Source organism: Nonomuraea sp. NPDC001699, from assembly GCF_053596455.1.
This window is the reverse complement of record NZ_JBSFGF010000003.1, coordinates 367022-393451: the sequence shown is the minus strand read 5'-3', so window position 1 is coordinate 393451 and position 26430 is coordinate 367022. Positions and strand designations below refer to the sequence as shown.

26 protein-coding genes are annotated in these 26430 nt (G+C 71.4%); 13 read left to right on the top strand and 13 right to left on the bottom strand.

Going from position 1 to position 26430, the window contains the following annotated elements; genetic code table 11:
• The first annotated feature begins 14 nt into the window (after positions 1-14).
• Together ACWCSU_RS11980 and thiE are read left to right on the top strand one after the other, a co-directional pair.
• Positions 15-389 carry an Rv2175c family DNA-binding protein gene (locus tag ACWCSU_RS11980; RefSeq protein ID WP_357705314.1) on the top strand — a complete coding sequence of 125 codons (375 nt, stop codon included), beginning with the start codon at positions 15-17 and terminating at the stop codon, positions 387-389.
• Positions 367-1020: a thiamine phosphate synthase gene (thiE, locus tag ACWCSU_RS11975; RefSeq protein ID WP_357705315.1), complete on the top strand. Its 654-nt coding sequence runs from the start codon at positions 367-369 to the stop codon at positions 1018-1020. The genes ACWCSU_RS11980 and thiE overlap by 23 nt, the downstream gene beginning before the upstream one ends.
• 62 nt (positions 1021-1082) lie before the next feature.
• Here the strand turns inward: thiE and ACWCSU_RS11970 are convergent, their stop codons facing one another.
• Positions 1083-2150 (bottom strand): polyprenyl synthetase family protein, encoded by a 1068-nt coding sequence (locus ACWCSU_RS11970; protein ID WP_357705316.1) that lies wholly within the window; start codon positions 2148-2150, stop codon positions 1083-1085.
• An 85-nt stretch (positions 2151-2235) separates the two neighbouring features.
• On the opposite strand from ACWCSU_RS11970, the gene metF reads away from it, so the two are divergent.
• Positions 2236-3156 (top strand): methylenetetrahydrofolate reductase [NAD(P)H], encoded by a 921-nt coding sequence (metF, locus tag ACWCSU_RS11965; RefSeq protein WP_357705317.1) that lies wholly within the window; start codon positions 2236-2238, stop codon positions 3154-3156.
• Between the two features lie 187 nt (positions 3157-3343).
• Here the strand turns inward: metF and ACWCSU_RS11960 are convergent, their stop codons facing one another.
• A complete protein-coding gene (locus ACWCSU_RS11960; RefSeq protein ID WP_357705318.1) occupies positions 3344-3907 on the bottom strand; it encodes a GNAT family N-acetyltransferase in 564 nt (187 codons plus the stop codon).
• Positions 3908-3917: 10 nt separating this feature from the next.
• Entirely contained in the window at positions 3918-4394 is a 477-nt protein-coding gene (locus ACWCSU_RS11955; RefSeq protein WP_357705319.1) for a YbaK/EbsC family protein, read from the bottom strand.
• Between the two features lie 99 nt (positions 4395-4493).
• Here ACWCSU_RS11955 and ACWCSU_RS11950 point away from each other — a divergent pair, with 99 nt between their 5' ends.
• Together ACWCSU_RS11950 and ACWCSU_RS11945 are read left to right on the top strand one after the other, a co-directional pair.
• Entirely contained in the window at positions 4494-5333 is an 840-nt protein-coding gene (locus tag ACWCSU_RS11950; protein WP_357705320.1) for a L,D-transpeptidase family protein, read from the top strand.
• A gap of 158 nt (positions 5334-5491) precedes the next feature.
• Positions 5492-7120, top strand: a complete 1629-nt coding sequence (locus ACWCSU_RS11945; RefSeq protein WP_449934952.1) for a hypothetical protein — start codon at positions 5492-5494, stop codon at positions 7118-7120.
• Here ACWCSU_RS11945 and ACWCSU_RS11940 read toward each other — a convergent pair.
• Complete coding sequence (locus ACWCSU_RS11940; RefSeq protein WP_449934951.1) at positions 7103-7606, bottom strand: hypothetical protein; 504 nt, start codon at positions 7604-7606, stop codon at positions 7103-7105. The genes ACWCSU_RS11945 and ACWCSU_RS11940 overlap by 18 nt on opposite strands.
• A gap of 115 nt (positions 7607-7721) precedes the next feature.
• A complete protein-coding gene (locus ACWCSU_RS11935) occupies positions 7722-8321 on the bottom strand; it encodes a TetR/AcrR family transcriptional regulator (RefSeq protein WP_357705323.1) in 600 nt (199 codons plus the stop codon).
• Positions 8322-8411: 90 nt separating this feature from the next.
• Here ACWCSU_RS11935 and ACWCSU_RS11930 point away from each other — a divergent pair, with 90 nt between their 5' ends.
• From ACWCSU_RS11930 to ACWCSU_RS11920, 3 genes are all read left to right on the top strand, one after another.
• Positions 8412-9584: a cytochrome P450 gene (locus ACWCSU_RS11930; RefSeq protein WP_449934950.1), complete on the top strand. Its 1173-nt coding sequence runs from the start codon at positions 8412-8414 to the stop codon at positions 9582-9584.
• A 6-nt stretch (positions 9585-9590) separates the two neighbouring features.
• Complete coding sequence (locus ACWCSU_RS11925; protein WP_357705325.1) at positions 9591-9782, top strand: ferredoxin; 192 nt, start codon at positions 9591-9593, stop codon at positions 9780-9782.
• 554 nt (positions 9783-10336) lie between these two features.
• Positions 10337-10723 carry an SAV_6107 family HEPN domain-containing protein gene (locus ACWCSU_RS11920; RefSeq protein ID WP_357705326.1) on the top strand — a complete coding sequence of 129 codons (387 nt, stop codon included), beginning with the start codon at positions 10337-10339 and terminating at the stop codon, positions 10721-10723.
• Positions 10724-11014: 291 nt separating this feature from the next.
• Here ACWCSU_RS11920 and bldD read toward each other — a convergent pair whose 3' ends face one another.
• From bldD to ACWCSU_RS11880, 8 genes are all read right to left on the bottom strand, one after another.
• Entirely contained in the window at positions 11015-11509 is a 495-nt protein-coding gene (gene bldD / locus ACWCSU_RS11915) for a transcriptional regulator BldD (RefSeq protein WP_026214021.1), read from the bottom strand.
• A gap of 300 nt (positions 11510-11809) precedes the next feature.
• Entirely contained in the window at positions 11810-12676 is an 867-nt protein-coding gene (locus ACWCSU_RS11910) for a universal stress protein (RefSeq protein WP_449934949.1), read from the bottom strand.
• Between the two features lies 1 nt (position 12677).
• Positions 12678-14099: an amino acid permease gene (locus tag ACWCSU_RS11905; RefSeq protein ID WP_449934948.1), complete on the bottom strand. Its 1422-nt coding sequence runs from the start codon at positions 14097-14099 to the stop codon at positions 12678-12680.
• Positions 14100-14108: 9 nt separating this feature from the next.
• Complete coding sequence (gene arcC / locus ACWCSU_RS11900; RefSeq protein WP_357705329.1) at positions 14109-15044, bottom strand: carbamate kinase; 936 nt, start codon at positions 15042-15044, stop codon at positions 14109-14111.
• Positions 15045-16049 (bottom strand): ornithine carbamoyltransferase, encoded by a 1005-nt coding sequence (gene argF / locus ACWCSU_RS11895; RefSeq protein WP_357705330.1) that lies wholly within the window; start codon positions 16047-16049, stop codon positions 15045-15047.
• Between the two features lie 22 nt (positions 16050-16071).
• Positions 16072-17316, bottom strand: a complete 1245-nt coding sequence (locus ACWCSU_RS11890) for an arginine deiminase (protein WP_357705331.1) — start codon at positions 17314-17316, stop codon at positions 16072-16074.
• Positions 17313-18728 (bottom strand): amino acid permease, encoded by a 1416-nt coding sequence (locus tag ACWCSU_RS11885; protein ID WP_449934947.1) that lies wholly within the window; start codon positions 18726-18728, stop codon positions 17313-17315. Before ACWCSU_RS11885 ends, ACWCSU_RS11890 begins: the two co-directional genes overlap by 4 nt.
• Positions 18729-18833: 105 nt before the next feature.
• Positions 18834-19049, bottom strand: coding sequence for a DUF3040 domain-containing protein (locus ACWCSU_RS11880; protein WP_357705333.1), 216 nt, complete (start codon positions 19047-19049; stop codon positions 18834-18836).
• A gap of 225 nt (positions 19050-19274) precedes the next feature.
• Here ACWCSU_RS11880 and pyrR point away from each other — a divergent pair, with 225 nt between their 5' ends.
• The 5 genes from pyrR to carB are packed head-to-tail and all read left to right on the top strand — an operon-like array spanning position 19275 to position 26403.
• Positions 19275-19820 carry a bifunctional pyr operon transcriptional regulator/uracil phosphoribosyltransferase PyrR gene (pyrR, locus tag ACWCSU_RS11875; protein WP_357705334.1) on the top strand — a complete coding sequence of 182 codons (546 nt, stop codon included), beginning with the start codon at positions 19275-19277 and terminating at the stop codon, positions 19818-19820.
• Positions 19817-20734 (top strand): aspartate carbamoyltransferase catalytic subunit, encoded by a 918-nt coding sequence (locus ACWCSU_RS11870; RefSeq protein ID WP_352353188.1) that lies wholly within the window; start codon positions 19817-19819, stop codon positions 20732-20734. Before pyrR ends, ACWCSU_RS11870 begins: the two co-directional genes overlap by 4 nt.
• A complete protein-coding gene (locus ACWCSU_RS11865) occupies positions 20731-22026 on the top strand; it encodes a dihydroorotase (RefSeq protein WP_449934946.1) in 1296 nt (431 codons plus the stop codon). The genes ACWCSU_RS11870 and ACWCSU_RS11865 overlap by 4 nt, the downstream gene beginning before the upstream one ends.
• On the top strand, positions 22023-23129 hold the full coding sequence (gene carA / locus ACWCSU_RS11860) for a glutamine-hydrolyzing carbamoyl-phosphate synthase small subunit (protein WP_364091214.1): 1107 nt from the start codon (positions 22023-22025) through the stop codon (positions 23127-23129). Before ACWCSU_RS11865 ends, carA begins: the two co-directional genes overlap by 4 nt.
• Positions 23116-26403 (top strand): carbamoyl-phosphate synthase large subunit, encoded by a 3288-nt coding sequence (gene carB, locus ACWCSU_RS11855; RefSeq protein WP_357705338.1) that lies wholly within the window; start codon positions 23116-23118, stop codon positions 26401-26403. Before carA ends, carB begins: the two co-directional genes overlap by 14 nt.
• Positions 26404-26430: the final 27 nt, after the last annotated feature.

Genomic DNA, 26430 nt, shown 5'->3' with positions numbered 1-26430 from the left:
GTAGTTGTGGTTTCGTGACGCTTTCTGTTGCACAGATCGACCGGGAGACCGACCAGCTCGTCGACGAGTGGCTCACTCTCCCCGAAGTGGCCTCACGCCTCGACCTTTCGATCGGGCGGGCCAAGCAACTCCTCAAGGACCACAAGCTGCTCGGCGTACGCCGCGGCGGCGGCGGGCCGCAGGTGCCCGCGGTGTTCCTCGACGGGAAGGACGTGATGAAGGGCCTGCCCGGCACACTGACCGTGTTGCTCGACGCCGGCTACGACGACGTGGAGTCGCTGCGCTGGCTCTTCACCCCAGACGAGTCCCTGCCGGGGTCGCCCATCGAGGCGATCAAGGCCGGCCGTCACACGGAGGTCAAGCGGCGTGCCCAGGCCCTCGGTTTCTGAGGCCCGCCTCTATCTCTGCACCGACGGCCGCCGCGACCGCGGCGACCTGGCAGAGTTCCTCGATGCGGTGCTGGCCGGCGGCGTGGACATCATCCAGCTGCGGGAGAAGGGCCTGGAGGCACGCGAAGAACTCGCGCTCCTGGAAGTCTTCCGCGACGCCTGCGACCGGCACGGCAAGCTGCTGGCCGTCAACGACCGGGCGGACATCGCCTACGCCGCCCGGCCCGACGTGCTCCACCTGGGGCAGGACGACCTTCCCGTGACGGTCGCGCGAGAGATACTCGGCGACGACATCGTCATCGGCCGGTCCACCCACTCCATCGCCGAGGCGTCCGCCGCGGCCGTGGAGGAGGGCGTCGACTACTTCTGCTGCGGCCCGATCTGGCCCACGCCGACCAAGCCGGGCCGCCACGCGCCCGGCCCGGCGCTGCTGCGGCACGCCGCGTCGCTGGGGTCGGCCTCGGACCCGGAATCGCCGCGGCCGTGGTTCGGGATCGGCGGCATCGACCTCGCCAACCTCGACGAGGTCATGTCGTACGGCGTGAGCCGCGTGGTGGTCGTACGCGCGATCACCGACGCGGAGGACCCGGGGGCGGCGGCGGCCGAGTTCGCCAAGCGCCTGAGCCCCTGAACCGACCGGGCGCCCGTCCTCGACGGGCGCCCCAGGCCAGGTGCCCGGCCAGAGTGCCGGGGTCAGGTCTTGCGGGACGTCGCGGCGATGGCCAGCTCGGTCAGCGCCGTGCGCGCCTCGGCGGTGACGGGCGCCTCGTCGAGCGCGGTCAGGGCGTCGGCGAGATAGCCGGCGATCAGGTCTTCGCACTCCCGCAGCGCGCCGGTGTCCGTGATGATCTCGCGCAGGGCGGTCACTCCGTCCTCGTCGAGCGCGGGGTCGCCGAGCAGCCTGCGCACCGTCGCGGCCGACTCCGGCGTGGCCGCGGCCAGGGTACGGGCCACCAGCATCGTGCGCTTGCCCTCCCGCAGGTCGTCGCCGGCCGGCTTGCCGGTCTGGGCCGGGTCGCCGAACACGCCGAGGATGTCGTCCCTGAGCTGGAAGGCGATGCCGACGCGGCGGCCGTAGCCGGTGCACAGCTCGTCCATCCACGGCTCCAGGGCGGCGGCGGCGAGCACCAGGCCGAGCCGGAGCGGCTGCTCCACCGAGTACTTGCCGCTCTTGAACAGCGCCACCCGCAGCGCCGACTCGAAGGTGTTCTCGCCGTGGGCCTGCTCCAGCAGGTCGAGGTACTGGCCACACATCAGCTCGGTGCGCATGTGGTCGTGGACGGGCTGGGCGGCGGCCAGCGACGCCGGCGGCAGGCCGCTGGTGCGCCACATCTCGCCCGACCACACCAGCAGCAGGTTGCCCAGCAGGATCGCGGCGCCCTCGCCGAACTGGTCGGCCGAGCCGTGCCAGCCCTCCTTCTCGTGCAGGGTCTGGAAGCGGCGGTGGGCGGCCGGCATGCCCCTGCGCAGGTCGCTCTTGTCCATCACGTCGTCGTGCACGAGCGCGCTGGCCTGCAACAGCTCCAGCGACGCGGCGGCGGTGAAGATCTCCGGCACGTCGGTGCCGCCCGCGCCGCGCCAGCCCCAGTAGCAGAACGCGGGACGCAGGCGCTTGCCGCCGGCCAGCAGGTCGCCCGCGGCGGTGCGCAGCGGTTCGAGTTCGGCGTCGCCCGAGGCGGGCAGTTGCCGTTCGACGAACTCCCCCAAGGCGCGCTCCACCTGGGTGCGCAGGGCGTCCATGCTCGCGGCGTCAGTGGTCATGCCTTGAGACTAGTGGGCGCGGACTCGGGTTCGGGTCCCCGGTCTAGGGGCGGTCGACCCGGACACCGGCCTGTACGCTTGGTGCATGGCGCTTGGTCGACCCTCCGTCCTGCCCGATCGTGTCCCCACCGTCCGCGAGCTGCTCGCCACCGGTGGCCGGTCGTTCTCCTTCGAGTTCTTCCCCCCGAAGACCGACGAGGGCGAGCGGCAGCTCTGGAAGGCGATCAGGGAGCTGGAGTCGCTGCGGCCCACATTCGTCTCGGTGACCTACGGCGCCGGCGGCTCGACCCGCGACCGCACGGTCGACATCGTCGAGCGCCTGGCCCACGACACCACGCTCACCCCTGTGGCGCACTTCACGGCGGTCAACCACTCGCTGCGTGAGCTGCGTCACCTGGTCGGCCGCTTCGCCGACGCGGGCGTGCGCAACATCCTGGCCGTGCGCGGCGACCCGCCCGGCGACCCGACCGCCGAGTGGGTGCGCCACCCCGAGGGCGTGCTCTACGCCGAGGAGCTGGTGCGGCTCATCCGGCAGGCGGGTGAGTTCTGCGTGGGCGTGGCGGCGTTCCCGTACAAGCATCCGCGATCGCCGTCCGTCGAGTCCGACACCGACTACTTCGTGCGCAAGTGCCGCGCGGGCGCCGACTACGCGATCACCCAGATGTTCTTCCAGGCCGACGACTACCTGCGGCTGCGCGACCGGGTGGCGGCCCAGGGCTGTGACACGCCGATCATCCCGTGCATCATGCCGGTCACCCAGATGAGCACGATCGCGCGTTCGGAGCAGCTGTCGGGGGCGCCGTTCCCGTCCGACGTGGCGGCCCGCTTCGAGGCGGTCGCCGACGACCCGGCCGCGGTGCGGGCGCTGGGCATCGAGCACGGCGCGGAGCTGTGCCAGCGGCTGCTCGACGAGGGCGCGCCCGGGATCCACTTCATCACGTTCAACCGGTCCAGCGCCTCGCGCGAGGTGTTCCAGCGCCTGACGCCGGTCGCCGCCACCGCCTGACCCCGTACAAACCCCCCGTACAAGGCGGTGCCCGTCACCCGCCCGCAGGGGGACCGGGCGGGTGACGGGCAAGGGGTGGTATCCGGTAGGTAACGTGTCCGTCACTTTCTGTCACCAAGATGCCCGGCGGCATGCTCAGGCAAACCCGTCAAGCCCAGGGCTTTACCCGCGGTGACGTGCGACGCGTTCAGTCGAGGGGGAGTGGGCGGCCCACGATGGCGTACTCCTCGTGGCCGCCGGGGAAGACGAAGCGGGTCAGCAGGTCGGTGAAGCCCAGGCCGGCGTAGAGGTGGCGGGCGGCCGTGGGGCGGTCGTGGGTGGACAACACGGCCGAGCGTTCGGGGCGGCCGGCGCACAGGGTCCTGATCATGGCCCGGCCGATGCCCTTGCCCTGGTGATCGGGGTGCACGTGGATCTCGGCCAGCTCGAACGCGTGGCCCATCCAGGCGTGCGCGGCCTCCTCGCCGGCCTCGTCGGCCAGCGCCCTGCTCACCACGTCGTGCCACCACTGGCCGGTCGCGCCGCGGAATCCGTAGGCGAAGCCGACGATCCGGGGGCGTTCCGTGCCGGTCGGATCCCGCAGCTCTGCGAAATAGCACTGGAAATGGGGATATGTCCCGTGATTTCGCATGATGGTCTTGCGGCCGGAGATCTGCTCGGGGGGCGGGTTCATCGCCGCCGTGTAGATGTCGATCACCGTGTCCAGGCGCTCGGTGAACTCGGCCGGGCCCGCCCCGCGAAACTCGATCACCCGTCGCACATTACTCGACGTCGACCGCGGTGCCCCCGGTGATCGTCACCAGCTCCTCGAACGTCGTCGGGAAGACCGTCAGCGGGTGGCCGCCGGCCGCCCACACCACGTCGTGCTTGCTCAGCCAGTTGTCCACGAGGGTGCGGACCGGGGCCGGATGGCCGACCGGGGCCACGCCGCCGATCGGCTGACCGGTCGCGGCCCGGACGAACTCGGGCGTGGCCCGGCGCACCCGGGCGACGCCCGCCGTGCGGGCGATGAGCTCGACGTCCACCCGGTGGGCGCCGCTGGTCAGGACCAGCAGCGGCGCGCCGTCGGCGTCGAAGATCAGGCTGTTGGCGATCGCCCCCACCTCGCAACCGAGCTGGGCGGCCGCGGTCGCCGCGGTCGGCGCCTTCTCGGGCAGGACGACGATCTCCCCGGCGGCCCCCACCGCGCGCAGGGCGGCCTCCACGACGACGGCGTTCGCCGGCAACTTCTCAGACATGAGGACACTCTAAACAGGTTGACCGCCTTATTACCTGTTCGTGGTAGGTGGTGTAGGGTCCATCGATCCGGAGTGTTCGTGACAAAAGAGGTGGTACCGGTGGGGGCTCGACGGCTGCCCGGAGTGGCTGCTCTTCTGACGGCTGGGGCCGTCGTACTCACGGGCTGCGCGCAGACGGTCACACCCGCCGCGCCGACCGGCCTGACCGGTACGGCGAGCACCCCCGGCACCGCGGGGGCCAAGGCGGGCCCGGCGGCGGCATCCGTCACCGCACCCGTCACGGCGCCCGTATCGGCGCCGCGCAAGACGCTGAAACTGGGCGCCAAGGGCGAGTCCGTCACCTGGCTGCAGCGGCGGCTGACCGCCCTGGGCTACCTGCCCGGCAAGGCCGACGGCAGTTACGGCGGCACCACCCTCGCCGCCGTCTGGGCCTTCCAGAAGGTCAACGGCATCACCCCGACCAGCACGATCGCCCGCAGGACGTGGGAGGCGCTGGAACGGCCGAAAAGCCCGAAGGTCCTGGTGGCCAACGGCAAGCCGACCCGCGCAGAGGTCAACCTGACCAAGCAGATCATGGTCCTGTACGTCGGCGGCCAGGTACGGCTCATCACCCACGTCTCCTCCGGCAGCGGCGTCCCGTACTGCGAGACGACCGCCTGGCAGGGCAAGGAGCAGCGCTTCTGCGGCTCGGCCCGGACGCCGACCGGCGACTACCGCACGACCTGGCGCGCCGGCGGCTGGCACAAGTCCTACCTGGGGCAGCTCTACAACCCGATCTTCTTCAACGGCGGCATCGCCTTCCACGGCGCGCTGTCGGTGCCGCTCTCCCCGGCCTCGCACGGCTGCGTGCGCATGCCGATGAACGTGGCCGAGGTGCTGCCCGGACTGCTCGGCAAGGGCGTTCCGGTGCACGTGAGAGGTGCGTTCAGGCGCGCATAACGTCCGCATAACCGGATCCGGTGACGGCCGGGTTATCCGCCTCTTGCTGGACTTCCCCCGACTTCTAGGGGGATTCCATGGCGACGACGTCCATAGTTCGTGTTCCGGCCCCTGCTCCGCACGTGCGGCGCGGGGGCCGGTCGCTTCTGCGGTGGACCTTGGCGATCGGCTGGGTGGCGCAGGTCGTGCTGCGGCTGTGGTTGTTCCGGCAGCACACCGGGCCCGTGGCCAACCCGGACGAGACCGGGTACCTGCTCGCCGCCCGGTGGCTGACCGGCGGGCCCGGCGCGGAGCTGACCGGGTTCACCTTCTACCAGGGCGGTTATCCGCTGCTGCTGGCGCCGGTGTTCTGGGTCACGCGTGACCCGGTGGTGGCGTACCGGCTCGTGGTCGTGGTGGGGTCGATGGTGGCGGCGGGGGCGTTCCCGCTGGCGTACCTGCTGCTGCGGCGCCTGGGGGCGGGCCGTCGGGCGGCGATGGCCGCGGCGTTCGCGGGCGGGCTGTCGCCGTCGCTGCTGCTGTTCTCGGGGCTGGCGCTGGCCGACGCGATCCTGCCCACGCTCGTCCTGGCCTGGCTGGTCGCGCTGCACGACCTCGCGGCCAGAGGGTCGGCCGGGGCGGGGGTGCCGGCGGGCGGGCTCGCGGGGTTCGCCATGACGGTGCACCTGCGCGGCACCGTCGTCCTGGCGGTGACCGTACTGGCCATGCTGGCCATGACGGCGCTGCTCCCGGCGCGCCGCCGGGCGGCCGTGGCCGGGCTGGTGACCGCCGTGGTGGTCGCGGTCGCCGGGACGGTGCTGAACCGGGCGCTGTCCGCGGCGCTGTACCCCGGCGGGCCGCGTGACCTGTCGGGCATCCTGGCCGGACGGCTGGCCGGGCTCGACGGGCAGGCGTGGGCGCTGGCGGGGGCGGCCGGGCAGCTCTGGTACCTGGTCGTCGCGACCTGGGGGCTGGCCGGGGTGGGGATCGCGGGCGCGGTCGCCGTCGTGGCCAGGCGGTCCGCGCCGGGGCCGCGGCGTTTCCTCGCGGCCGTCCTGCTCGTCACGACCCTGGGCATCGCGTACGCCTCCTCGGCCGCGCTCCCCGACGAGCACCGGGTCGGCAACTACGCCTACGGCCGCTACCTGGCCTGCGTGGCGATCGCCTGGACGCTGGCCGGGCTGCTCGTGCTGGCCCGAGCCGGCCGCCGGGCCGTCGTGCGGCACGCCCTCGCGGCGGCCGGGCTGCTCGCGGTGACCGGCGGCGTGGTCGTCTGGTACGCGGGGGACCGGCTCCAGCGGTACGCGTTCATCGCCTTCGACTTCCCGGAGGTGATCTTCCTCACCCGGGTGCGGGACTCCTTCGACCTGGTCGCCGCCTCCGCCGTGACGCTCGCCCTGCTGGCGTGCCTGACGGGAGCGGCCCTCCTGACCGCCCGCAGGGCCTGGCCGGCGGTCGTGGCCGCGCTGGCGTTGACCAACGTCGTCTTCGCCGCCGATCTGGCGCCGAAGTCCGCGCCCGCCGCCGGGCCCGACTGGCTGCCCGTCATCACCGGGCCCGGACGGGTGGCCGTGGACCGGCAGGTGAAGTGGAACGTCCGGGCCCTGCTGGCCTACCGCGTGTCCTGGACCGAGATCGAGCACTTCGACCGTACGCCGCCGGACGGCGTCTGCACCGCCGTCGTCCCGCCCGACGCGGGGCCGCCGCCCGAGGGGTGGACCGCGACCGGCGCGGGCGGCGCCTGGCAGGGCTGGACGACCTGGGTCGACGACCGCTGCCCCGGCGGCACGTCACCGCGGGGGAGCTGAGGCCGTCCGCGCCTCGCTGTGCGCACGGACCATGCCCACCGCCTGGGCCAGGGCGGCCACCACCACCAGCAGGGAGGAGGCGTACTGCCACGGCGGGAGCGCGTCCTCGAAGGCGACATCGTCGTAGAACCCGGCCAGCCTCGGCGCGGGGTTGTAGACGGCCGCCATGACCCCGAGCGTGTACGGCAGGATGAGGACGCCCGACAACACCAGCAGCGCGCCGCGCCGCCGGGTCGCGCGGCGGAGCAGCAGGCCCACCACGGCGAGCCCCACGGCCGCCACGGCCGCCACCAGCGCGACGCCCCGCGTGATCCACCAGAGGTCCGAGCTCAGCGACGAGAGGCCGCCGGACGTGATCCGGCCACGGGGGGCGCCGACGCGCGCCTGCGAGGCCGTGCGGAGGGCCGCGTAGTTGACGGCCGCGTATGCCGCCACGAGGACCGGCCCCGACAGCAGCAGCACGAGAGTGCCCGTCCGTCCCCGCATCGATCCCCCTCGCGTCGCCGCCCCGTACGGCCGGTCCGTCCGCAGCCCGGCACCGCGCGGTCAGCCTGCCAGACGCGAGCCGTCGCGCGCCACCCCGGGACGCCCGGGCCAGGGGTCAGCGGGGGAGGCCGTGGACGGCGACGTCGGCCGCGCGGCGGGCGGCGTCGCGGGCCTGCTCCACCGGGAGGCCGTCGATGAGCGTGGTCATCACGGCCAGCTTCACCGCGCCGATCAGCGACCCCACGGCCGCCGCCGCCTCGACCCGGTCGAGCCGGCCGGGGAAGGCCGCCGACAGCGCCGCCGCCAGCCGGAGCTGGCTGTCGAACAGCAGGTGCAGCGCCCGCGCCTGCAGCGGCGGCTCGCGCATGATGAGCTCCAGCCGCAGCGACGACTGTTCCGACCAGCTCTCCCGGCCGTCGTCCGACGTCGACAGCGTGTCCTCGATGAAGTCGCGCAGCAGGTCGGCCGGCGTCTGGCCGGGAGCCGGCGCGGCCAGGTACGCCAGCGCGCGCTCGATCTGCTGCTCGGAGTCGTAGAAGAGCACGTCCTCCTTGCCGGCGAAGTAGCTGAAGAAGGTGCGGGTGGAGACCTCGGCGGCGGCGGCGATCTCCGCCAGCGTGGTCTCCTCGTAGCCCTTCTCACTGAACAGCCGGAGCGCGGCCTCGATCAGCGCCCGGCGCGTGCGCTGCTTCTTGCGCTCCCGCAGTCCTACCATGACGGAACTCTACACCGGTAAACGAATTTCATGCATTGAAGTTTTGCATCGAGTGAGGTTTTCTGGAGGGGAGCTCGGAAAGGAGCCAGCATGTCCGACCTGACCTTTCCCATCACCCGTCAGCAGCCGTTCGATCCGCCTGAGGAAGCCACGGCCCTGCGACAACAGGGCGCCATGCACCGCCTGACCTTCGCCGACGGCCACCTCGGCTGGCTGGTCACCGGCTACTCGGCCGCCCGCTCGATCCTGGCCGACCCCCGCTTCAGCAACCGTCCGGAGCGGCTGCACCCCGTGGTGCCCGCCCGGATGCAGCTCCAGCGGGACGTGCCGCCCGGGTTCTTCCTGCGCATGGACGCGCCCGAGCACACGCGTTACCGCAAACTGCTCATGGGGCAGTTCACCGTCCGGCGGATGAAGGCGCTCGAACCCAGGATCGAGGAGATCACCCACTCCTGCCTGGACGCCCTGCAGGCCGCCGGGCCGCCCGCCGACCTGGTGGAGTCCTTCGCGCTGCCGATCCCGTCGCTGGTGATCTGCGAGCTGCTCGGGGTGCCGTACGAGGACCGCGTGGAGTTCCAGGAGGCCACCAAGATCCTGGTCAACCTGGAGACCAAGGCCGACGACGCCCTGGCCGCGTTCTCCAGGATCGGGGCGTACCTGTCGGAGCTGATCGGGCGCAAGCGGTCGGAGCCGGCCGACGACCTGCTCAGCGGGCTCGTCGAGGACCTGAACCACGAGGAGCTGACCGGGGTCGCGTTCCTGCTCCTGCTGGCCGGGCACGAGACGACCGCCAACATGCTGGGGCTGGGGACGTACGCGCTGCTCACCAACCCCGGCCAGCTCGCCGCCATGCGCGACGACCCGTCGGTGGTGGAGAACGGCGTGGAGGAGCTGCTGCGCTACCTCACGATCATCCATCTCGGCCCGGTGCGCAGCGCCCTGGAGGACGTCGAGGTCGAAGGTCACCTCGTCAGGGCGGGGGAGTCGATCGCCCTGCACCTGCCCACCGTGAACCGGGACCCCTCCCGCTTCCAGGACGCCGACCGCCTCGACCTCCACCGGCCGGCCGGCGGGCACCTGACGTTCGGCCACGGCATCCACCAGTGCCTCGGGCAGCAGCTCGCCCGGGCCGAGATGCGCATCGCGTACCCGGCGCTGCTGCGGCGCCTGCCTGGCCTACGCTTGGCCGTATCACCCGAGGAGGTGCCGATGCGCTCGGACATGAGCATCTATGGAGTGCACCGCCTCCCTGTCACTTGGTAGGTCACGATGAAGATCACAGCGGATACGACGGTGTGCATCGGGGCGGGCATGTGCGCCCTGACGGTGCCGGAGGTGTTCGACCAGAGTGAGGACGAGGGCACGGTGGTGCTGCTGCGCGAGGTGCCCGAGGAAGGGCAGGAGGAGGCCGTGCGGCGTGCGGTGTCCTTGTGCCCGTCGGGGGCCATCTCCGTCTCCTGAACCGCCCCCCGCCCGCCCCGCCGCCGTCACCGCCTCCGGTGGCGGCGGTTTCGTGTGCGGCGGCCCGGGCCTCTTGGGAGCCTTCTGAGGGCCGGACGCCACCCGCAAGGGATCACGCGCGAACAGGGTGACGTCACGAGCCGGATCGATCACTTCGATCCTTGGTCATCGAACCTGTGTTCGTGGAACAGGTTGACACCGAGCGTGATCGAAATTATGTTCGACCTAGTGGCGGTGAGGCTCGCGGCTCAACGTCACCCCAGGACCTGGTCGCGGGCCGTTCGCTTCCCCAAAGCGATCCCCGCGGCCGGGTTCCACGGGCGAAGGGCGCGTCCTCGTCGTCGGCGGAGACGAGTGGGCGTGTCCTGGCCGGACGGGGAGAGGGGAAGCTCCTCGTCCGGCCGGCTCGGCGGAAATGTCGGTGGCGTCTGCAAGTGTTGACCTCACCGGCGGAGACGCCGGCCGCCGCCCACGACTCCAAGGAGGCGCGCAAGATGGCACCACGGCCTAGAGAAACACCCGGGCCCCGGCTGTCGCCTGCGGTTCGGGCACACTTGACCGATTCACGTTCCTGCCTGGCGGAGGCGACCGCCGCCCGCACCCCGGCGTCCCGATACGTGGCCGCTCACCTGGCGGCTCTTCGGGCGGCTGCGGCGATCCTGGCCGCCCGTCCCCGTCCCATGGAGGGCCGCAGGCGCCGTCTGCGCAGCGCGTGGGAGTTGCTGCCCGAGGCCGAGCCCCACCTTGCCGAGTGGGCCGCCTACTTCTCCGTGAGCGCCGCCAAGCGCGCGGCCGCGGAGGCGGGCGTGGTCCGCGGCATCAGCGCGGCCGACGCCGCCGAGATCCTGGCCGAGGCCGAGACCTTCGTCTCCACGGTGGAAGAGCTGCTCGGCGTCCCCGTCCAGGCCCAGCTTCCCGTGGACGTCCCGCTGGCGGGCTGACCCCGCCGTCCGGCTCTCCGGGCGACGCCGCCGAGCGGAGAAGCGCGGGTGGCGGGGTCTAACGGCGCGAAGAGGCAGGCAGGGCGGCTGTGGCCTTGACGCATGCCCAAAAGCGGGCGCGGCTTCGGCGGGCTCCCGGCGCTGTCGTTTCCCCGGGCCGTTGTTCGCAATAGCGGGTTATCGGGGTAAAAGGGCGTAATGTCCATGTATCGGGCCGAAGAATTCCCAGCCGGTACGGCGGAGGGCCCGCCAGGGGAATGGGCGAGCCCTCCAGTGGTGAAGCGGTAGGTCCTAGAACGACTCGACGGCCCGGCGCGCCTCGGCGTCGAGCACGCCCCAGCTGATGAGTTCCTCGGTCAACTCGCTGGGCGACTTGTCATAGATCACAGCCAACGAACGCAGGTCCTCCTGGCGGATCGACAGGACCTTGCCGTTGTAGTCGCCACGCTGGCTCTGAATGGTGGCGGCGTAACGGGCGAGCGCTCCGGCCTTCTCCTTCGGCAGTGTCGCCAGGCGCTCCAGGTCGATCACAAGCTTGGGAGTGGGCCCGAGCGGACTCGGAGCGGCGCCCCCGGGCAGCAGCTCGGAGACAGGCACTCCGTAGAAATCGGCAAGCTCGGCAAGCTTCTGCACGGTCACGGCTCGGTCGCCACGCTCGTAGGAGCCCACGACCACGGCTTTCCACCGGCCGCGCGACTTCTCTTCGACTCCATGCAGGGACAGCCCCTGCTGGGTGCGGATGGCGCGGAGTCTTGCACCCAGCGACTTTGCGTACTCAGACGGCATCGTGTGGCCCCCCGGCTCTCGTATGTAGCGCTCTCAGTAGATTGTGCTCCCTTGCGGCATATGCCCCAGCCACCGGGGGGTACAGTGCCAGGCTCGGCACCATCGGTAGCCGTGGCCCTGGGTTTACCCCAGAACGCCGCGCGGTGTGGTTACGCACAGTGACGGTAAAGGGGTGGGAGCCTAAGGTCAAGCTGATTGGAAAAAAGATGCCGAATCCGGTCCGGGAGGGAACGCAACAAACGCCCCTCTTGTACCGATGGCAACACTACTTCGTCATAGTTTGACGAGTGAAATCGAGCGTCAGGTCTCGCGGGTCAAAATCATGACCGGGCAGGTCGCGGCCTGGACGATCTTGATGGACGTGTCGCCCAGGAAGACCCGCCGCAGCGGCCCGGCGTCGCTGGAGGCGCACACGAGCAGTTCCCCGGGCAGCCAGGTGGTCGTGCCGAGCGCCTGTGCCACGTTCCGGCCCTCGAGGAGCTCCACCTCGACCTGGAGCCTGCGCCGCTGCCCCCGGGCCGCGGCACGCAGGTCCGCGGCGGCCTGGTCGCGCAGCCGGACGAGCATGTCCTCCTCGATCTGCACGCGACGGCCGGTCCTGACCACCAGCGTGACCAGCCGCAGCGGGATGTTTAGGGTGACCGCGGCCTTGGCCGCGCCCTTGACGGCGGCGTCGGCGCCGGGCCCGCGGCGGTAGGCGACCGTGATGCGCTCGAACGCGGCCGGCGGGTCGTCGCCGTAGCCGCGCGGGGCCAGCAGCACGGGCACCGGCGAGGAGTGCAGGAGCTGGTCGGCGGTGCTGCCGACGGTGATGCGGGACCGTCCGCCGCCGGGCGCCGAGCCGATCACCACGACGTCGGCGCCGCGCCTGCGGGCCACCTCCACCAGCCCGCGCCCGCTGCCCCTGTTGGTCTGGCGGACGTACTCGACCTGGTCGCCGGCCAGCTCGCGGGCCTGCGCGAGCGCGGTCTCGGCCTGTTCGCGCAGGTAGGAGCGCCAGGCGCCCTCGTCGGCGCGGGCGGGGCCCGGCGTGGTGGTCACGGGCGGCTGGACGGTCGCCACCGTCAGGCTCCCCCCGGTCTGCCGGGTCAGCAGGACGGCCAGCGCCAGCCCGTCCCTGCCGCGTGGCTCGGCGATGTACCCGGCCAGCACCTTCTCGAACTTCATGTCACCGCACCTCGGCATTCAGCCGCGAATGCCCGTAGCCGTACAGGAAATAGCAGATCAGGCCGACCAGCATCCACAGGCCGAAGGCGGCCCACGTGACGCCCGCCAGCCCGGCCATGACGATGACGCAGAAGACCGCGCCGAGCACCGGGGTGAGGGGGAAGAGCGGCGTACGGAAGCTGCGCGGCAGCTCGGGGCTGCGGTGGCGCAGGACCAGCACGCCGACGTTGACGATGAAGAAGGCGAACAGCGTGCCGATGCTGGTGGCCTCGGCGAGCTGGCCGAGCGGCACCAGCCCGGCCAGGACCGAGATGAACAGGGCCACGATCAGCGTGTTGGCGACCGGCACCTGGTGACGCGGGTTCACCCGCTGGAAGATCCGGGGGATGAGCCCGTCGCGGGACATCGCGAACAGGATGCGGGTCTGGCCGTAGATGACGGTGAGCACGACGCTGGCGATGGCGATCACCGCGCCGAAGGAGACGATCACGCCGGGCCAGGTGGCGCCGGTGGCCTGGTCGACGATCTGCGACAGGCTCGCCTCGGTGCTCTCCGGGTCGAACTCGGTCCACGGCTTGGCCCCGATGGCGGCCACGGCGACCAGGACGTACACGGCGGTGACGATGAGCAGGGACAGCAGGATGGCCAGGGGCAGGTCGCGCTTGGGGTTCCTGGCCTCCTCACCGGCGGTGGAGGCGGCGTCGAAGCCGATGTAGGAGAAGAACACCTGCGAGGCGGCGGCCGTGATCCCGGCCACCCCCAGGGGGGCGAACGGGGTGAAGTTCCCGGTCCGGAACGCCGTGAACGCCACCACGCAGAAGAACACCAGCACCGCGATCTTGATCAGCACGAACACCGCGTTGGCCCTGGCCGACTCCGAGGCCCCGTAGAGCAGCAGCCAGGTGGCCAGGAGCACGATGAGGATCGCGGTGACGTTGACGACGCCGCCGTCCTGGCCGGGGGAGCGGGTGATCGCCTCGGGCAGCGTCCAGCCGAACAGGCTGCGCAGGAACGCGTTGAGGTACTCGCCCCAGCCCACGGCCACGGCCGCGACGGACACGGCGTACTCCAGCATCAGGCACCAGCCGCACACCCAGGCCACCAGCTCGCCCAGCGTCGCGTACGCGTAGGAGTAGGACGACCCGGACACCGGGATCGTCCCGGCCAGCTCGGCGTACGACAGGGCCGAGAACAGCGCCGTGATCGCCGCCAGCACGAACGACAGCACCACCGCCGGCCCCGCCTTGGGCACCGCCTGGCCGAGGATGACGAAGATGCCGGTGCCGAGCGTGGCGCCGACGCTGAACAGCGTGAGCTGCCACAGCGTCATCGTGCGCCGCAGCTCGCCGCCCTCGCCCTGCCCGCCCTCGGCCACGATGCGCTCGGTCGGCTTGGTGCGCAGCAGCCGTGCGGCCAGTGTCACGTCGGTCTCCTAGAGGGTGCTCGTCAGCGGCCACATCCCGTTGGGCGTGACGATCGTGCCCGCGGAGCCGGCGAGTATGTCCGCCGCCTCGTCGAGCCTGCCGATGGCGGCCATGTCGCCGGTCGTCTCGACGAACCGGCACACCGCCTCGACCTTCGGCCCCATCGACCCGGCCGGGAAGCGCAGCCCGCGCAGCTCGTGCGGGGTGGTGCAGGCGATCTCGGTCTGGCCCGGCGCGCCGAAGTCGCGGTACACCCGCGGGACGTCGGTCAGGATGAGGAAGGCGTCGCACTCCAGCGCCTCGGCCAGCATCGAGGCGGTCAGGTCCTTGTCGATGACGGCCTCGACGCCCGCCAGCCGGCCGCGGGCGTCGCGCACGACGGGGATGCCGCCGCCGCCCGCGCAGACCACCACGACGCCCTCGCGGATCATCTTGCGGATCAGCCGGGTCTCCACGATGCGCTGCGGCGTGGGCGAGGGCACGACGCGCCGCCAGCGGTCGCCGTCGGGCTTGACCGTCCAGCCGTACTCGGCGGCCAGCTTGCGGGCCTCGTCCTCCTCGTAGACCTGGCCGACGAACTTGGTGGGGTCGTCGAAGGCCGGGTCGACGGCGCTGACCAGGGTCTGGGTGACCATGGCGAGCACCTGCCGGCCGGGCAGGGCGTTCTGCAGCGCCTGCTGCATCCAGTAGCCGATCATGCCCTGCGTCTGCGCGCCGAGCGTGTCGAAGGGGTAGGGGCGGCTCAGGTTCGGGTCCGCGGCGCTCTCCAGCGCCAGCATGCCGACCTGGGGGCCGTTCCCGTGGGTGATGACCAGCTCGTGCTCGCCGGCGAGCCGGGCCAGCGTCCTGACGGCGGTGGCGATGTTGTCCCTCTGCGCCTCGGCGTCCGGCTTCTGGCCGCGTTTGAGCACCGCGTTGCCGCCGAGTGCGACGATGACCCGCATTCAGTCCCCCAGGGTTGCGACCATGACCGCTTTGATGGTGTGCAGCCGGTTCTCGGCCTCGTCGAAGACGATGGAACGCGGCGACTCGAAGACCTCGTCGGTCACCTCCAGGGCCTCCAGGCCGGTCCTGGCGTAGATGTCGGCGCCCACGCCGGTCTCCCGGTTGTGGAAGGCGGGCAGGCAGTGCATGAACTTCACGTCCGGATTGCCGGTGGCCCGGACGACGTCGTCGTTCACCTGGTACGGCAGCAGCAGCTCGATCCGCTCGTCCCACACCTCCTTCGGCTCGCCCATCGAGACCCACACGTCGGTGTAGAGGAAGTCGGCGCCCCTGACGCCCTCGGCCACGTCCTCGGTGATGGTGATCCGGGCGCCGGTGGACCGGGCCAGCTCCTCGGCGGGCCGCACCGCGAGGTCGCGGTCGGGCCGCAGCGCCGGCGGGGTGACCAGCCGGATGTCCAGGCCGAGCAGCGCGCCGGTGACCAGCAGCGAGTGGCCGGTGTTGTTGCGCGCGTCCCCGAGGTAGGCGAGGGACACCTCGCGCAGCGGCTTGTCGCTGTGCTCCCGGATGGTGAGCATGTCGGCCAGCATCTGCGTGGGGTGCCACTCGTCGGTCAGGCCGTTCCACACCGGCACGCCGGACAGCGCCGCCAGGTCCTCGACGTAGGACTGCTTGCTGCCCCGGTACTCGATGCCGTCGAACATCCGGCCCAGCACCCGCGCGGTGTCCTTGACCGACTCCTTGTGCCCGATGTGCGAGCCGGCCGGGTCGAGGTAGGTGACGTGCGCCCCCTGGTCGTGGGCGGCCACCTCGAACGCGCAGCGGGTGCGGGTCGAGGTCTTCTCGAAGATGAGCGCGATGTTCTTGCCGTGGAGCCGCTGCCGTTCGACCCCGGCGTACTTGGCGGCCTTCAGCTCTGCCGACAGGTGCAGCAGGAAGCCGAACTCCTCCGGCGTGAAGTCCAGTTCCTTGAGGAAACTGCGGTTGCGCAGGTTGAACGCCATGTCACCCCTTCTGGATGCCGTCCTAGATGCCGTCGCGCTCCAGCGGGCAGCTCATGCACCGCGGCCCGCCGCGTCCTCTGCCCAGCTCGCTGCCCCGGATCGTGATGACCTCGATGCCGTTGTCGCGCAGGTGGTTGTTCGTGGTGGTGTTGCGCTCGTAGGCGACGACGACGCCGGGCTCGACGGCCAGGCCGTTGCAGCCGTCGTCCCATTGCTCGCGTTCGGCGGCGTACACGTCCTGGTGGGGGGTCAGGACGGTGATGTCGTCCATGTCCAGGGCGTGGGCGATGGCCCTGTGCATGTCCTGGGGCGGATGGTCGGTGACCCTGAGCTCCTTGGAGGTGTCGCCCGGCTCGATGGTGTACGCCGGCAACATCCCGAGCCCGGCGTACTTGGTGAACACCCCGACGTCGAGCATGGTCATGACCGTGTCCAGATGCATGAACGCGCGCGCCTTCGGCATGTCCAGCGCCACGATCCGGGTCGCGGACCCGGCGCTGAACAGCCGCTGGGCCAGCATCTCGACCGCCTGCGGCTGGGTGCGCTCGCTCATCCCGACCAGCACCGCGCCGCGCCCGATGACCAGCACGTCGCCGCCCTCCAGGGTGGCCGGCGCCATCGCGTGGCCGGGCAGCCAGCAGTGGAAGCCGCCCTCGTAGGGCCGGTCGAAGCCGGCGGCGAACATCGGGTGGAACCGGTAGACGGCCTCCAGGTTGACCGTCTCGCGCATGCGGGCCTTCTTGCGCATCGCGTTGATCGACACGCCGTCGTAGATCCAGCAGGAGGTGTCGCGGGTGAACAGGTGGTTGGGCAGCGGCGGCAGGATGAAGTCGTCGTCGGCGGTGGAGTGGAAGGCCACCGACTTGGGGTCGCAGCCCATCGCGACCAGCTCGCGCTTGGTGATGCCGCCGGTCAGGTGCACCTGGAGGGTGGTGGCGTCCATGCCGTCGAGGGTGTTGCGGATGTCGTCGATGGCGACCGGGCCGAGCCAGCGCTCGTCGATGACGGCGTCGAGGATGTGCTTGCGGGCCTCGGGGATGTCGACCACGTCGCGCAGCAGGTCGGCCAGCATGTGGACGACGATGCCGCGATCGCGCAGCACCCGCTCGAACTCCTCGTGCTCCTCCACCGCGCGCTGCACCCACAGCACGTCGTCGAACAGGAAGGCGTCCTTGTTGCTCGGGGTCAGCCGTTTGAGGGCCAGTTCCGGCTTGTGCAGCAGGACCTGGCGCAGCCGGCCGACCTCTGAATCGACATGAAAGGTCATTTTTCAGATATCCCCTCAGCGCGGCGGACATCACGCGGTCCGTACTCGCCGTGCCTGGCCTTCAGCCAGATGTAGACGGGCACGCCGACCAACAACATGAGCGTGCCGCCGAGCACGGCCGGGGGCCCGGAGCCGTACGCCATCCAGAACGAGAACAGCAGCGCGAGCACCGCGACGGCCAGGTCGCGGGCCAGCCGCCCCCGGTCGATCCGCCGCTCCCGGGTCACCAGCCAGAACAGCTGCGCGGCGGCCGAGAAGAAGTACGGGATGACCGTGGTGAAGGAGGCCAGCAGCACGATCGTGTCGAAGGCGTTGGCGGAGGCGTAGCCCACCAGCAGCATGAGCGAGGTGAGGACGGTCCCGGCCAGGATGCCCGTCAGGGGCGCGCCGCGGCGGGTGACCACGGCGAAGGCGGGCGGGAACAAGCCGTCCTTGGAGGCGGCCAGCGGCATCTCGGCGACCAGCAGGGTCCAGCCGTTCAGCGCGCCGATGCCGGAGATCATGGCGCAGACCGCCATGAGCAGCCCGCCGCCGGTGCCGCCGAACATGTGGTCGAGCGCGGCGGCGAACGGCGCGGTGGACCCGACGAGCTCCTCCTGCGGCACGGTGCCCATGACGGCGACCGTGCTGAGGATGTACATGACGGCGCAGGCCAGCACGCCGATGACGCTGGCCCGGCCGATGGTGCGGGCGGGGTCCCTGACCCGGTCGGCCGCGATGGCGGCGCTCTCCACGCCCGAGTAGATGAACAGCGTGACCGCCCCCGCCAGGGAGACGGCCGAGACCCAGCCGTCCCCGGTGGCGTTGAACGGGGGGTAGTTGTCCTGGTGCACGAAGAACAGGCCCACGACCGCCACGAACAGCAGCGGCGCGAACTTCAGGATCGTGGTGACCACCTGGAAGGCGGCCGCGTTCCGCACGCCCGCGAGGTTGACCACGGCCGGGATCCACACCCCGGCCAGGCCGATCAGGATCGCGCTGAGCGTGCCGCCCCAGTTGAGCCCGAACAACCCATGGGCCAGGTACTGGACGTAGCCCACCCACGCCACGGCGATGGCCGCGTTGCCGATCCACGCGGTCAGCCAGAACGACCAGGCGATCCAGAACCCGGCGAACTCCCCGAACGCCTCGCGGGCGTAGGCGTAGGGGCCGCCCGCCGCCGGGACGCGCCCGCCCAGGCGGCCGAAGACGATCGCCATCGCGATGGCGCCCGCGGTGACCAGGACCATGGAGACCAGGCTCACCGTCCCGAACGCCGCCAGCGAGGCGGGCAGCAGGAAGATGCCGGTGCCCACGACGTTCCCCATGACCAGCGCGACGGCCGCGCCGAGGCCCAGGCCGCCCGCGGCCGACGAGCGCGTCCCGCGCGCCGCCGTCCGCACGCCGTTCGAGGGCGGACGTGGTTCCCCCATGCGTGCCCCCCGCGCGAGTCCCCAGGAAGAGCCGCCGCCGAACGCGTACGGCCCTCGGGGACGTGCCCTACGCGAAGGACGCCGACACGGGGAGTGGCGGGGGTTTTACCTGATCGCGGGGTGCGGCAGGGTGTCGGGCGAGCCCGTCAGCAGCAGCACGACGGCGAACACCGCCAGGCACAGCGCCATCAGCGCCAGCGGCCAGGCCAGCGACGCGGGGGCGCCGTGCCGGGACATGGCCGCGAACAGCTCGGGGTCCTCCTGCCGGACCTGCCGGGCGATGGCCTTGAGCACCGACTGCTCGCGTGCCGACAACGCCATGTGAAACCTCCCCCGAGAAGACTTAGAGGAGGTTTTATACCTGTATGTCGGCAATTGCCAAATTCGCTGGTGTGGCGGGACGAAAGGCCGGTCAGGAGGGCCCGCCGCACCCGGAGGGCAGGGCGGGGTGCTCGCGTTGTACCAGGTAGTGCCTGGTACTGTGTGTCCCGACCAACACCCTTTTAAGACCCGTCCCGTGAGGCGGGAAAGGTGGTGAGATCCTCCATGTCCGATTCCAGGGCCGTGCTTGAAGGCCCGGACATCCACCGGGCGCTGACCCGTATCGCGCACGAGATCCTCGAACGCACCAAAGGCGCCGGTGACGTCGTCCTCCTCGGCATCCCGACCCGCGGCGCCACGCTCGCCCGCAGGCTCGGCGACCGAGTGGAGCAGTTCGAAGGGCTCAAGATCCCCGTCGGCTCGATCGACATCACGATGTACCGCGACGACCTGCGCAGCGGTCCCGTCCGCCCGCTCGGGCGCACCGAGCTGCCGCCCGACGGCATCGACGGCAAGGTGGTCGTCCTCGTCGACGACGTGCTCTACTCCGGCCGCACCGTCCGCGCCGCGCTCGACGCGCTCAACGACCTCGGCCGTCCCACCGCCGTGCAGCTCGCCACGCTGGTCGACCGCGGCCACCGCGAGCTGCCCATCCGCGCCGACTACGTGGGCAAGAACCTGCCCACCGCCAAGAGCGAGAAGGTCAAGGTCTACCTCTCCGAGATCGACGGCCGCGACGCCGTCCTGCTCATGAAGGAGGACGACAGATGAACCGGCATCTCATCTCGGCGGGCGACCTCACCAAGGACGACGCGCTGCTCATCCTCGACACCGCCGAGGAGCTGGCCAGGGTCTCGGAACGGTCCATCAAGAAGCTGCCCACGCTGCGCGGCCGCACGGTGGTCAACCTGTTCTTCGAGGACTCCACGCGCACCCGCATCTCCTTCGAGGCGGCGGCCAAGCGGCTCTCGGCCGACGTCATCAACTTCTCGGCCAAGGGGTCGAGCGTGTCCAAGGGCGAGTCGCTCAAGGACACCGCGCTCACCCTGGAGGCCATGGGCGCCGACGCCGTCGTCATCCGCCACGGCTCCTCCGGCGCGCCGCACCGGCTGGCCGGCTGGGTGCGCGGCAGCGTCGTCAACGCCGGCGACGGCACCCACGAGCACCCCACGCAGGCGCTGCTCGACGCCTTCTCCATGCGCCGCCGCCTCGGCGGGCTCGACGGGCGCCGGGTCACCATCGTCGGCGACGTCCTGCACAGCCGGGTCGCCCGCTCCAACGTGCTGCTGCTCAACACGCTCGGCGCCGAGGTCACCCTCGTCGCGCCGCCCACGCTGCTGCCCGTCTCGGTCGGCACCTGGCCGTGCGAGGTGTCCTACGACTTCGACGCCGTGCTGCCCAAGTCCGACGCGGTCATGATGCTGCGGGTGCAGAAGGAGCGGATGAACGCCGCCTACTTCCCCAGCGAGCGCGAGTACTCCCGCCGCTACGGCCTCGACCGCGACCGCTTCGCCAAGATGCCGGACGAGGCCATCGTCATGCACCCCGGGCCGATGAACCGGGGCATGGAGATCGCCGCCGAGGTGGCCGACTCGCCGCGCTCCACCATCGTGGAGCAGGTCGCCAACGGCGTGACCATCCGCATGGCCGTCCTGTACCTGCTGCTCGGGGGAGAGATCCAGTGATCATCAAAAACGTCAGGATCCTCGGCGGGGAGCCGGTGGACCTCCGGATCGCCGACGGGCGCATCGCCGAGATCGGCGCCGGCCTCGACGCCGGTCCCGGCGGCGAGACCGTCGAGGGCCGCGGCGCGATCGCGCTGCCCGGCCTGGTCGATCTGCACACCCACCTGCGCGAGCCCGGCCGCGAGGACGCCGAGACCGTCCAGACGGGCACCCAGTCCGCGGCCCGCGGCGGCTACACCGCCGTGCACGCCATGGCCAACACCTCGCCCGTCGCCGACACCGCCGGCGTGGTCGAGCAGGTCTGGCGGCTCGGCCGCGAGTTCGGCCACTGCGACGTGCAGCCGGTCGGCGCCGTCACCGTCGGCCTGGAGGGCAGGCAGCTCGCCGAGCTCGGCGCGATGGCCGACTCCGCCGCCCGCGTCCGGGTCTTCTCCGACGACGGCAAGTGCGTCAGCGACGCCGTGCTGATGCGTCGCGCCCTGGAGTACGTCAAGGCGTTCGACGGCGTCGTCGCCCAGCACGCCCAGGAGCCCAGGCTCACCGAGGGCGCCCAGATGAACGAGGGCGTCGTCTCCGGCAGGCTCGGCCTGACCGGCTGGCCGGCCGTGGCCGAGGAGGCGGTCATCGCCCGCGACTGCCTGCTGGCCGCGCACGTCGGCTCCCGCCTGCACGTCTGCCACGTCTCCACCGCCGGCTCGGTCGAGATCATCCGCTGGGCCAAGTCCAAGGGCTGGAACATCACCGCCGAGGTCACCCCTCACCACCTGCTCCTCACCGACGACCTCGTCGAGGAGTCCCCGGTCGGCGCCTACAACCCGATCTACAAGGTCAACCCGCCGCTGCGCACGCACGCCGACGTCCAGGCGCTGCGCGCCGCGCTGGCCGACGGCACGATCGACGTCGTCGCCACCGACCACGCCCCCCACCCGGTCGAGGACAAGGAGACCGAGTGGCCGGCCGCGGCCATGGGCATGATCGGCCTGGAGACGGCGCTGAGCGTCGTCCAGGAGGCCATGGTCGAGACCGGGCTGCTCGACTGGGCCGGGGTCGCCGAGCGCATGTCGCTCACCCCCGCCCGCATCGGCCGCCTGTCCGGCCACGGCAGGCCGCTGGAGCCGGGCGCGCCGGCCAACATCACGCTGTACGACCCGTCGGCCCGCACCGAGGTGGACCCCTCCGCCTACGCCTCCAAGAGCAGGAACACCCCGTACGAGGGGATGACGTTGCCCGGCCGGGTGGTCGCCACGTTCCTGCGCGGCACGCCGACCGTTCTCGAAGGGAAGCTGGTTTGAACACCGCGGTGCTCGTCCTGGAAGACGGCCGCGTCTTCCACGGAACCTCTTACGGCGCCGAAGGCGAGACGTTCGGCGAGATGGTCTTCAACACCGGCATGACCGGCTACCAGGAGACCCTCACCGACCCCTCCTACCACCGGCAGATCGTCGCCATGACGGCCCCGCACATCGGCAACACCGGCGTCAACGACGAGGACCCCGAGTCGGGCCGCGTCTGGGTCGCCGGGTACGTCGTGCGCGAGCCGTCCAGGATCGTCTCCAACTGGCGGGCCGACCGCTCGCTCGACGACTACCTCAAGCAGCAGGGCGTCGTCGGCATCGCCATCACCGGCACCCGCGCCCTGACCCGCCACCTGCGCGAGCGCGGCGCGATGCGGGCCGGCATCTTCTCGGACCCCTCCGCGACCGTCGACGAGCTCGTCGAGCGGGTGCGGAACTCGCCCGCCATGGAGGGCGCCGACCTGGCCGCCGAAGTGGCCACGGCCGAGCCCTACGTCGTGCCCGCCGTCGGCGCCAGGCGCTTCACCGTCGCCGCCGTCGACCTGGGCATCAAGGGCATGACCCCGCACCGCATGGCCGAGCGCGGCTGCGAGGTGCACGTGCTGCCCGCCACGGCCACGTACGAGCAGATCATGGCGGTCGAGCCCGACGGCGTGTTCTTCTCCAACGGCCCCGGCGACCCCGCCACCGCCGACGTGTCGGCCCTCCAGAGTGTCCTCGCGGCCAGGGTGCCGTTCTTCGGCATCTGCTTCGGCAACCAGCTCTTCGGCCGCGCGCTCGGCCTGTCCACGTACAAGCTGCGCTACGGCCACCGCGGCGTCAACCAGCCGGTCCAGGACGTGCGCACGGGCAAGGTCGAGATCTCGGCCCACAACCACGGGTTCGCGGTCGAGGCGCCGATCGGCGAGGCGTTCGAGACCCCGTACGGTCCGGCCGAGGTCAGCCACGTCAACCTCAACGACCGCTGCGTGGAGGGCCTGCGCCTGCTCGACGGGCGGGCCTTCAGCGTCCAGTACCACCCCGAGGCCGCCGCGGGTCCGCACGACGCCGCTTATCTCTTCGACGAGTTCTGTGAGGTCATGAGCCGTGCCCAAGCGTGAGGACATCCGGTCGGTCCTGGTGATCGGCTCCGGCCCGATCGTGATCGGCCAGGCGTGCGAGTTCGACTACTCGGGCACCCAGGCCTGCCGGGTGCTGCGGGCCGAGGGCTTCCGCGTCATCCTGGTCAACAGCAACCCGGCCACGATCATGACGGACCCGGAGTTCGCCGACGCCACGTACGTCGAGCCGATCACCCCCGAGTACGTCGAGAAGATCATCGCCAAGGAGCGCCCCGACGCGCTGCTGCCCACCCTGGGCGGCCAGACCGCGCTGAACACCGCGGTCGCCCTGCACGAGTCGGGCGTGCTGGAGAAGTACGAGGTCGAGCTGATCGGCGCCGACTTCGACGCGATCCAGGCGGGCGAGAACCGCGAGAAGTTCAAGGAGATCGTCGCCAAGGTCGCGCGCGAGCACGGGCTCAACGCCGAGTCGGCCAAATCGGTCATCTGCCACACGATGCAGGACTGCCTGGCCGCCGCCGGCGAGCTGGGCTACCCGCTGGTCGTACGGCCCAGCTTCACCATGGGCGGCGTCGGCTCCGGCTTCGCCTACGGCGAGGACGACCTGCGCCGCATCGCCGGCGCCGGCCTCGACGCCTCGCCGACCACCGAGGTGCTCCTGGAGGAGTCCATCCTCGGCTGGAAGGAGTACGAGCTGGAGGTCATGCGCGACAAGGCGGACAACGTCGTCATCGTGTGCTCCATCGAGAACATCGACCCGATGGGCGTGCACACCGGCGACAGCGTCACCGTCGCGCCCGCGCTGACCCTGACCGACCGCGAGTACCAGAACATGCGTGACGTCGCCATCGCGGTCATCCGCGAGGTCGGCGTCGACACCGGCGGCTGCAACATCCAGTTCGCCGTCGACCCGCGCACCGGGCGCATGATCGTCATCGAGATGAACCCGCGCGTCTCCCGCTCCAGCGCCCTGGCCTCCAAGGCCACCGGCTTCCCGATCGCCAAGATCGCCGCCAAGCTGGCCATCGGCTACACCCTCGACGAGATCCCCAACGACATCACCAAGGAGACCCCGGCCTCCTTCGAGCCGACGCTCGACTACATCGTGGTCAAGGTGCCGCGCTTCGCCTTCGAGAAGTTCCGCGGGGCCGACCGCACGCTGACCACGCACATGAAGTCCGTGGGCGAGGCCATGGCCATCGGCCGCTCCTTCACCGAGGCGTTGCAGAAGGCGCTGCGCTCGCTGGAGAAGAAGGACTCCGCCTTCACCTGGGCGGGGCCCGTCCAGGACAAGGACGAGCTGCTGGCGGCCTGCCGCACCCCGCACGACGGACGGCTGCGCACGATGCAGCAGGCCGTGCGCGCGGGCGCGACCGCGGCCGAGCTGTTCGAGGCCACCAGCGTCGACCCCTGGTTCCTCGACCAGCTCCTGCTGCTGGAGGAGGAGGCCCAGGAGATCGCCGCCGCGCCCGAGCTCACCGCCGGCGCGCTGACCCGCGCCAAGCACCACGGCTTCTCCGACGCGCAGATCGCCGAGATCCGCGGCGTCGAGGAGGCCCACGTGCGCGGGCTGCGCCACGCGCTCGGCGTGCGGCCGGTCTACAACACCGTCGACACCTGCGCCGCCGAGTTCGCCGCCAGGACGCCGTACCTGTACTCCACCTACGACGAGGAGACCGAGGTCCCCTACGGCGAGCGGGAGAAGGTCATCATCCTCGGCTCCGGGCCCAACCGCATCGGGCAGGGCATCGAGTTCGACTACGCGTGCGTGCACGCCTCGTTCGAGCTGTCGCGGGCCGGGTTCGAGACCGTCATGGTCAACTGCAACCCCGAGACCGTCTCCACCGACTACGACACCTCCGACCGGCTCTACTTCGAGCCGCTGACGCTGGAGGACGTCCTGGAGGTGGTGCACGCCGAGCAGCAGACCGGCCCGGTCGTGGGCGTGATCGTGCAGCTCGGCGGGCAGACGCCGCTCGGCCTGGCGCAGGCGCTCAAGGACGCCGGCGTGCCCGTGGTCGGCACCTCGCCCGAGTCGATCCACCTGGCCGAGGAGCGCGGCGCGTTCGGGCGGGTGCTGGCCGAGGCCGGCCTGCCCGCGCCCAAGCACGGCACCGCGCTGACGGTGCCGGAGGCGCTGGAGATCGCCGGCGAGATCGGCTACCCGGTGCTGGTGCGGCCCTCGTACGTGCTCGGCGGGGCCGGCATGGCCATCGTCTACGACGACAGCACGCTGACGACGTACATGGCGGCCCAGGAGGGCGGCCACCCGGTCCTGGTGGACAAGTTCCTCGACGAGGCCATCGAGATCGACGTGGACGCGCTCTACGACGGCGAGGAGCTGTTCCTCGGCGGCGTCATGGAGCACATCGAGGAGGCCGGCATCCACTCCGGCGACTCGGCCTGCGCGCTGCCGCCGCTGACGCTCGGCAGCCACGACGTCAAGCGCATCCGCGCCGCCACCGAGGCCATCGCCGCCGGGGTGGGCGTGCGCGGGCTCCTGAACGTCCAGTACGCCATGTCCGCCGGCGTCCTGTACGTCCTGGAGGCCAACCCGCGGGCGAGCCGTACCGTGCCGTTCGTGTCCAAGGCCACGGCCACGCCGCTGGCCAAGGCGGCGGCCCGGGTGATGCTCGGCTCCTCGATCGCCTCGCTGCGCGCGGAGGGCATGCTGCCGGCCACCGGCGACGGCGGCACGCTGCCGATGGAGGCGTCCATCGCGGTCAAGGAGGCCGTGCTGCCCTTCAACCGCTTCCGGGGCGTCGACATCGTGCTCGGGCCCGAGATGCGCTCCACGGGCGAGGTCATGGGCATCGACGCGTTCTTCGGCGTGGCGTACGCCAAGTCCCAGGCGGGCGCTTATGGGGAACTCCCGACCAAGGGACGCGCGTTCGTGTCCGTGGCCAACAGGGACAAGCGTGCGATGATCTTCCCTGTGAAGGCACTGGCCGACCTCGGCTTCGAGATCCTCGCCACCGAGGGCACGGCCGAGGTGCTGCGCCGCAACGGTGTCCATGCCAAGATCGTGCGAAAGCACAGCGAGGGGACCGGGCCCGGAGGTGAGCCTACGAGCGTGCAGGCGATTCTCGACGGCGAGGTGGACCTGATCGTCAACACGCCGTTCGGCAGCCCGGGCCAGTCCGGGCCGCGCCTGGACGGCTACGAGATCCGCACCGCGGCGGTGCTGCGCGGCATCCCGTGCATCACCACCGTCGCCGGGCTGGCCGCCGCGGCGGCCGGGATCCAGGCGATCGTCCGCGGCGACGTCGGGGTGCGTTCACTCCAGGAGCACGCACAGGCACTACGCGGCTGACCCGCGCGGGAGGTGAAGACGACTGGC

What these genes read in the sequence shown, in the direction of transcription:
- ACWCSU_RS11955 (WP_357705319.1), bottom strand. Translation starts at nt 4,394, where the DNA reads ATGTCTGAGAAGTTGCCGGCGAACGCCGTCGTCGTGGAGGCCGCCCTG.
- ACWCSU_RS11890 (WP_357705331.1), bottom strand. Translation starts at nt 17,316, where the DNA reads ATGACCTTTCATGTCGATTCAGAGGTCGGCCGGCTGCGCCAGGTCCTG.
- ACWCSU_RS11930 (WP_449934950.1), top strand. Translation starts at nt 8,412, where the DNA reads ATGTCCGACCTGACCTTTCCCATCACCCGTCAGCAGCCGTTCGATCCG.
- ACWCSU_RS11925 (WP_357705325.1), top strand. Translation starts at nt 9,591, where the DNA reads ATGAAGATCACAGCGGATACGACGGTGTGCATCGGGGCGGGCATGTGC.
- ACWCSU_RS11970 (WP_357705316.1), bottom strand. Translation starts at nt 2,150, where the DNA reads ATGACCACTGACGCCGCGAGCATGGACGCCCTGCGCACCCAGGTGGAG.
- ACWCSU_RS11935 (WP_357705323.1), bottom strand. Translation starts at nt 8,321, where the DNA reads ATGGTAGGACTGCGGGAGCGCAAGAAGCAGCGCACGCGCCGGGCGCTG.
- ACWCSU_RS11880 (WP_357705333.1), bottom strand. Translation starts at nt 19,049, where the DNA reads ATGGCGTTGTCGGCACGCGAGCAGTCGGTGCTCAAGGCCATCGCCCGG.
- argF (WP_357705330.1), bottom strand. Translation starts at nt 16,049, where the DNA reads ATGGCGTTCAACCTGCGCAACCGCAGTTTCCTCAAGGAACTGGACTTC.
- ACWCSU_RS11940 (WP_449934951.1), bottom strand. Translation starts at nt 7,606, where the DNA reads ATGCGGGGACGGACGGGCACTCTCGTGCTGCTGCTGTCGGGGCCGGTC.
- arcC (WP_357705329.1), bottom strand. Translation starts at nt 15,044, where the DNA reads ATGCGGGTCATCGTCGCACTCGGCGGCAACGCGGTGCTCAAACGCGGC.
- metF (WP_357705317.1), top strand. Translation starts at nt 2,236, where the DNA reads ATGGCGCTTGGTCGACCCTCCGTCCTGCCCGATCGTGTCCCCACCGTC.
- ACWCSU_RS11870 (WP_352353188.1), top strand. Translation starts at nt 19,817, where the DNA reads ATGAACCGGCATCTCATCTCGGCGGGCGACCTCACCAAGGACGACGCG.
- bldD (WP_026214021.1), bottom strand. Translation starts at nt 11,509, where the DNA reads ATGCCGTCTGAGTACGCAAAGTCGCTGGGTGCAAGACTCCGCGCCATC.
- ACWCSU_RS11910 (WP_449934949.1), bottom strand. Translation starts at nt 12,676, where the DNA reads ATGAAGTTCGAGAAGGTGCTGGCCGGGTACATCGCCGAGCCACGCGGC.
- ACWCSU_RS11885 (WP_449934947.1), bottom strand. Translation starts at nt 18,728, where the DNA reads ATGGGGGAACCACGTCCGCCCTCGAACGGCGTGCGGACGGCGGCGCGC.
- pyrR (WP_357705334.1), top strand. Translation starts at nt 19,275, where the DNA reads ATGTCCGATTCCAGGGCCGTGCTTGAAGGCCCGGACATCCACCGGGCG.